Below are 7100 nucleotides of genomic sequence, written 5' to 3' on the forward strand. Positions count from 1 at the left end.
AATCATACTTAAGGCAATAAAAATATGCCGGAAAAGACGGTTTATTCTCTGGCCAAGGCCCAGGTGCCGGAGCTGATCGCCAAACTGCTGAAGTCCCGGAACGAGGTCTGGGCTCCGGTGAAGGGCGAGGGCGGCGACACCTTTTTATCGCAGATCGACTCGGCCAAGCAGATAGCCCCCGAATACGTCAACGGATTCCTGGGGGCCAAGCGCTATGTGTTCCCGCAGCTGGAGGAGCTGTTCCGTTTCAAGAAGGGCAAGAACGGCACCACTTTGGAAACGGAATCCGACCAGCCCCGGGCGGTGATCTGGGGGATAAGGCCCTGCGACATGTCGGCGGTCAACTATTTCGACAGCTTCTTCGGGCAGGGCGCCAAGTCCGGCCCCGGCTGGAAATCGGGAGATCCATTGCCTGACCCGCTGTACGAAAAGAGGCGGGAGCGGGCGGTGTTCGTCACCCTGGCCTGCAACCAGGCCGGGCCCAAGTGCTTCTGCGTCTGCACCGACTCCGGGCCGTTCCTCTCCAAGGGCTACGACATACAACTGACCGACCTGGGAACCTATTATCTGGTTGAGGTGGGGAGCCCCAAGGGCCAGGAGTTCGTCAAGGAATTCAAGACCCTGTTCGGGACCGGGAACGAGAACGACGTCAAGCTCCGCCGGAAGCTGGAAACGGAGGCCGAGAAGACCTTCCAGCAGCCGGTAAGTTTCTTCGCCAAGGCCATGCGCAAGCTGGACGGCGGCAAGGTGGACCAGAAATTCTGGGAGAAGGTGGCCGGTTACTGCATCGGCTGCGGCGGATGCATCTACGTCTGCCCCATGTGCAGCTGCTTTGACGTGGACGACAAGATGGAGTCCGATACCGAGGGCCTGCGCTACCGGGCCTGGGACACCTGCGACTTTGCCGGGTTCACCCGCGAGGTCTCGGGCCACAACCCCCGGGCCTCAAGGGCCGACCGCCGGAAGCGCTGGTTCTACCACAAGCTGTCCATGGACTATCTGGAAAAGAACCCGGTGATCGGCTGCGTGGGCTGCGGCCGCTGCGTGGTCACCTGCCCCGGCGAGGTGGACATGGCCACCGTGGTGCGCTGGATGAGGAAGGTCGAGTGACCGGGGCTGCCCACTAAAACCCACGAAAAAGGGCGAAAATAATTCATTGTTTCGACTGGGGGGCTGCCCACTAAAACCCACGAAAAAGGGCGAAAATATTTCATTGTTTCGACTGGGGGCCTGCCCACTAAAGCCCACGAAAAGGGACGAAATATTAATTTTCATAATGAGTTGATTAATTACGGAAGTAGATGAAGGTAGAATTATTATATAAAGATGAGAGTTATGCTATAGTAGGCGCATGTTTCAATGTATATAAAAATATGGGGAGTGGGTTTTTAGAACCAGTTTATCAGGAATGCCTGGAGATTGAATTTGAAAGACAAAAAATTCCTTTTGAGCCGCAGAAAGAACTTGCCTTAAAATATCTGGATAGAACATTAAAGCAAAAGTATAAGCCGGACTTTGTTTGTTACGGCAAAGTAGTGGTGGAGATTAAAGCAGTAGAAAAGCTCATTGATGAGCACAGGTCACAAATGTTGAATTACCTTAACGCCACCGGTTTTAAATTGGGCTTGCTGGTAAATTTTGGCCACCACCCCAGGATGGAAAACGAAAGGTTTATCCTTTAAATAAAAATCCCGCTGAGCAGAAAATTTATTTTTTCGTGTATTTAGTGGGCAAAACCAAAAGTAAGAGCCTATGAACCCCAATATCTACCTACCATACATTTCCGAGATCACCGACATCAAGCAGGAGACCGGCGACACCCGGACCTACGATGTCAGGATAAAGAACAAGGACGAGGCCAGGCTGTTCGTCTCCCGGCCCGGCCAGTTCGTGGAGGCCTCGGTGTTCGGGGCCGGCGAGGCCCCCTTCGGGCTGACCACTTCGCCCAAAGAGCCGGGGGTGATGACCTTCACCGTGCGGGCCTGCGGCAAGGTGACCAACGCCCTGGCCGTCCTTTCGAAGGGCGACGAGATCGGCATCAAAGGCCCGCTGGGCAACAGTTTTCTGGACAAGATAGATTCCAAGGGCAAGGACATTCTGGTGATCGGGGGCGGCATCGGGCTGCCGCCGCTGCGCTCCATGATAGACCACATCTTCAACAACCGGGCCGACTACCGGGAGTTCACCATCCTCTACGGCGCCAGGACGCCGGCCGACCGGGTCTACAAATATCAGCTAAGCGACTGGGAAAAGAAGACCGACCTCAAGCTGATCCAGACGGTGGACGTGGCCGACCAGGACTGGACCGGCAACGTGGGGGTGGTCACCACTTTGTTCCCCAAACTAAAGCTGGACATCCCCAACACCGTGGTCTATACCTGCGGCCCGCCCATCATGATCAAGTTCGTGATCATCGAACTGCTGAAGCTGGGACTGCCGGAGAAGCAGATATTGTCAACCTTGGAGCGTTATATGAAGTGCGGAGTGGGGAAATGCGGGCACTGCTGCATCGGGAACAAGTACGTCTGTACCGACGGGCCGGTGTTCGATTATACCGAGATCAAGGGGCTGGCCGAAGAGGCGTTCTAAACAGGGAACAATGAACAATGTACAATGAGCCGGAGGTTGATCCCTCAGTGTATGCTCAGGAAGGGCTGTAATGCTCGATCTGATCGAATATCTCCGTTCGTTGAACCAAAACTCCCTGATCCTCGGGGTGGGGAATCCGTTGCGGGGCGATGACGGGTTCGGCCCGGCGCTGATCGCAGGGCTTCACGGCAAGACAATGATAAACCTTTTGGACGCCGAGGAGATCCCGGAAGCCTTTTTGGACCAAGCGGTCCAATTGGCCCCGGACAAACTGCTGATCGCCGACGCGGTGGCCCTGGGCGGCCTGCCCGGGGAAGCGGCTCTGATGCCGCCGGAATCGCTGGGGCAGAAGATAGCCATCTCCACCCACAACCTGCCGCTTTTGATGTTTATCAAGTTCTTCCGGGAGCAAAGCCCCAACACCGAGGTGATGCTGCTGGGGGTCCAGCCCAAGGGAATAGAGTTTGGAAAAGAGTTGAGCCCGGAGATAAGGAAGACCATAGACAGTTTGGTCAATATTCTAACAATGGCCTAACAAGAGCGATTCTTCGGTTTGCATAACATGATGCCGTTCTCAGAATGACCCGGACGAGGGGTGATGAGAGTAAATAAAATATAAAATATCAAAGATAAAAAATATATGCTGTTACCAATTTTATTATTCACCATGCTATTGCTGCCCTTTGCCGGGGCGCTGATCTCGCAATGGCTGCCGGAGAAGAGGCAGGATAGCTTCGCCGCCGTCATAGTCAGCCTGGTGACCGCAGCCTCGCTGTGGGCGGTGTTCCTGGGGCTGGGCAAAAGCGTCCATTCCAATGTCCTGCCTTGGTGGCCTTGGCTGCCAGAGGGCACTGAAGTGATGGGTCTGCATTTGGATCCGCTGTCCATAGTCCTGCTGCTGGTGACCACCATCATCGGGCTGGCGGTGACCTTCTACGCCCGGGACTACCTGACGCCCCAGAACCGGTATCATCCAATAGAGGGCGGCAAGCGGCGCTTTTACCTGTGGCACCTGCTGTTCGTGGGCGCCATGGTGGGGGTGGCCCTGTCCCCCAACTTTCTCCAGATGTTCATATTCTGGGAGCTGACCACCATCTGCTCCTGGGCCCTGATCTCCTACTATCATAATAACGAATCCCTGGAGGCCGGGTTCGAAGCCCTGATCAAGACCTTCTTCGGGGGCATCTTCTTCCTGATCGCTTTGATCGTGATCTTCGTCAACACCGGTAGCTTCGGCTTCGACGCCATCAATCTTTTAACTCCCCAGCTGAAGACAGCGGTCTTCATCCTGTTCCTGATAGCGGCCTGGGCCAAGTCCTCCCAAATAGTCTTCTTCGCCTGGCTGCCCAACGCCATGGCCGCGCCCACCCCGGTCTCCTGCTACCTGCACGCGGCCGCCATGGTCAAGGCCGGAGTATATCTGATGGCCCGGGTGGCCATCTCCACCGTGGGATTCTCCTACGGGCTGGGCCTTTTGGTCGCGGTGTTTGCGGTGTTCACCATGCTGGCTGCGCTGTTTCTGTTCTTCTTCCAGACCGACCTTAAAAAGTTCCTGGCCTATTCCACCATCGCCCATTTGGGATACATCTTCCTGGGAATAGGGCTGGGGGTGATGGGCAGCTACTACGGCTACCAGGGCGCCATCCTCCACATCATCTGCCACGCCCCGGCCAAGGCCCTGCTGTTCATCTGCGTGGGGAACATCGCCTATGCCACCGGCACCCGCAACATGGACGAGCTGGGCGGCCTGACCAAGACCATGCCGCTGACCTCCATCGCCTTCATCGTGGGAACTTTGGGCGTCACCGGCATCGCGCCGCTGTCCTGCTACTGGTCAAAACTTTTTCTGATGGAAGGCGTGATAGAGATGGGCGGCAAGACGGCCGTCTTCCTGATCATCCCCTTCGTGGCCGAGATCATCATCGCCTTTGCCTGGTATTTCTTCATCGCCCACAAGGTGTTCTTTGGTGAGGCCTCGCCCCGGGTGAACCAGGCCCTTAAACTGCCCATGAACACCAAGGTCATTTTGATAGTGCTTATGGTGCTGACCGTGATCGCCCCGCTGGTGGGGCTGCCGCTGGTGAAGCTGATCCGGTAAAACCCCTCCCTAACCCTCCCCTGGCAGGAGAGGGGATGGTATTGAGTAATTCGTAATCAATAATTCGTAATTTCAGATAAACATATGAGCCTTCAATTCATCATACTCCTTTCCATGGGCTGGCTGCTGGCCGGCGCGGCCGTGACCCTGGCCATGCCCTACTCCCGGCGCACCATCGGCTGGGTCTCGCTCTTCTTCCAGACCCTGGCGGCGGGCGGGTTCGGCTACGTGGCCGTCCAGGTGCTGGCCAACGGGACCTTCAGCCTGGACAAGCCGCTGTTCTCGGTGGCGGGGCTGGGGGCGGCCTTCCTGCTTAAGGTGGACGCGCTGTCGGCCATATTCCTGCTGGCCATCACCATCGTCTCCTGGGCGGCCGGGCTGTACTCGGTGCAGTACATCAAGCACTACAAGGAATCGCTGGCCCGCTACTACCCGCTGTTCCTGCTGTTCCTATTGGGGATGTACGGGGTGGTGGTGGTGCGCGACCTGTTCTTCTTCATCGTCTTCTGGGAATTCATGACCCTGACCTCTTATGGATTAGTGGTCTTTGAATGGGGCAACAGGCAAAGCGTCAACGCCGGCTTCAAGTATTTCCTGATGACCCACATCGGCACCGCCGGCATCATCATCGCCGCCAACACGCTGTACCACTATTCGCAGTCCTTCGACTTTGAGGCCCTGCGCCCGGTGATGGCCCTTTTAAGCACCGAGAACCCAGCCCTGCTGCACACAATCTTATTATTGTTCTTCGTGGGCTTCGCCACCAAGGCCGGCGTCTTTCCCTTCGGCGACTGGCTGCCCGACGCCCACCCGGCGGCCCCGGCCCCGGTCAGCGCCATCCTTTCCGGGGTGATGATCAAGATGGGAATCTACGGGATCCTGCGGGTCTTTTTGGGGATGCTGCCGGTTTCGGAGTTCTCCCATACCTGGGGCTACATCTTCGTGATCTTCGGCACGGTCTCGCTGTTCATCGGCACCATGACCGCCATGTTCCAGCACGACGCCAAACGGGTGCTGGCCTTCCATTCCATCGGCCAGAACGGTTACATCATGCTGGCTCTGGGAGCCGGGCTGATGCTGACCCGGATCTCTCCGGCTTTGGCGGCCATTGCCATAGTGGCCGGGCTATTCCATTTGATAAACCACGCCGCCTTCAAGTCCCTGCTGTTCCTGACGGCCGGCTCGCTCCAATACAAGACCGGCCACCGCGACCTGGACAAGATGGGGGGCCTGGCCAAATACATGCCCTGGACCGCGGCCGTGGCCCTGATCGCCGCCATGGGCATCTCCGGCATCCCGCCCTTCAACGGCTTCGCCAGCAAGTGGCTGATCTACCAGTCCACCATCAACGCCGGGTTCAACACGCCGATCCTGCTGCTGTGCGGACTGATCGCGCTGTTCACCAGCCTTTTGACCCTGGCCAGCGTGATGATCAAGTACATCGGTCTGGCCTTTCTGGGCCAGCGCCTGCCCAACAACGACCAGGTAAACAGCGACGTGCCCCGCTCCATGATCTGGGCCCAGGCCATCCTGGCGGCGGTGGTTATCCTGGAAGGCGTGCTGGCGGGGTTCATCGTCCGGGGCCTGTACACTGCCGCTTCCGGGCTTTTGACCCCGGATTACTGGCCGCAGTTCTCTTCGCTGTTCCACACCGTCAACCTCGGCCTCCGTCTTAATTTCGGCGAGGGGCTGGTGGGCTTCTACAATCCCCTGTTCCTGCTGATCATACTAACCGGGCTGGCTTTGATCGCCGTGCTGTTCTGGTGGTCGGGCGGAGCCAAGCGCAGGGTGGTCTCTGAGCTCTGGTACTCGGGCGAGCGGCAGTCACCGGCCTCGGTGCGCTATTCCTCTTACAGCTATTTCAAGACCTTCAAACAGAATTTCAACATCCGGATCGGCAAGTATACCCAGGAGGGCGTCTATCCCAAGTGGCCGACCATCAAGTTCAAAAGGCCGTTCAAGATCAAATATCTGCTGGACGTGGACAGCTGGCTGTACCGGCCGCTGGCCTTTTTGGGCCACAAGGCGCTGGAGATCTTCGCCGGAACGCACAGCGGCTTCCCCCAGTGGTATCTGCTGTGGATGGTGATCGGGGCGGCGGCGGCCATGCTGGTGATGTTTTTGGTGAGGTAGGTACCGTCGACAGGATTTACATGATTTTTTAGGCGACGAAAACAATTACCGGCACACGGATTTCCACGGATTCAAACTTATCTCAATAATACAGTCTGACATTTATACTTTTACCGCATTTGAAACCTTTTAAACTTTTAGGAAATATGACCAAACAGGAAATCCTCTCTTTACTAAAGGCCAAGCTGGGCACCGGATTCATCGCCCACACCGAGCCTATTCCCGACCAGCTGTGGGTGGAGGTCAAGCCACAGGCTTCGGTCCAGGCCGTGGAACTGCT

General features: G+C 56.9%; 6 protein-coding genes. All 6 read left to right on the forward strand.

The genetic code is table 11. From position 1 onward, the window contains the following. Positions 1-24 precede the first annotated feature (24 nt). The 6 genes from Q7U71_10305 (at position 25) to Q7U71_10330 (ending at position 6820) form a co-directional block, all read left to right on the forward strand. Positions 25-1110, forward strand: a complete 1086-nt coding sequence (locus Q7U71_10305) for a 4Fe-4S dicluster domain-containing protein (protein ID MDO9392149.1) — start codon at positions 25-27, stop codon at positions 1108-1110. Positions 1111-1301: 191 nt separating this feature from the next. Further along, positions 1302-1682, forward strand: a complete 381-nt coding sequence (locus Q7U71_10310; protein ID MDO9392150.1) for a GxxExxY protein — start codon at positions 1302-1304, stop codon at positions 1680-1682. A 70-nt stretch (positions 1683-1752) separates the two neighbouring features. Next, entirely contained in the window at positions 1753-2589 is an 837-nt protein-coding gene (locus tag Q7U71_10315; protein MDO9392151.1) for an FAD/NAD(P)-binding protein, read from the forward strand. Between the two features lie 70 nt (positions 2590-2659). Continuing rightward, entirely contained in the window at positions 2660-3124 is a 465-nt protein-coding gene (locus Q7U71_10320) for a hydrogenase maturation protease (protein MDO9392152.1), read from the forward strand. 105 nt (positions 3125-3229) lie between these two features. Next, complete coding sequence (locus tag Q7U71_10325; GenBank protein ID MDO9392153.1) at positions 3230-4687, forward strand: hydrogenase 4 subunit D; 1458 nt, start codon at positions 3230-3232, stop codon at positions 4685-4687. Between the two features lie 84 nt (positions 4688-4771). Then, on the forward strand, positions 4772-6820 hold the full coding sequence (locus Q7U71_10330) for a proton-conducting transporter membrane subunit (GenBank protein ID MDO9392154.1): 2049 nt from the start codon (positions 4772-4774) through the stop codon (positions 6818-6820). The last annotated feature ends 280 nt before the right edge of the window (positions 6821-7100 follow it).

It is taken from the genome of bacterium, from assembly GCA_030655055.1.
Classification (GTDB): domain Bacteria; phylum Edwardsbacteria; class AC1; order AC1; family EtOH8; genus UBA5202.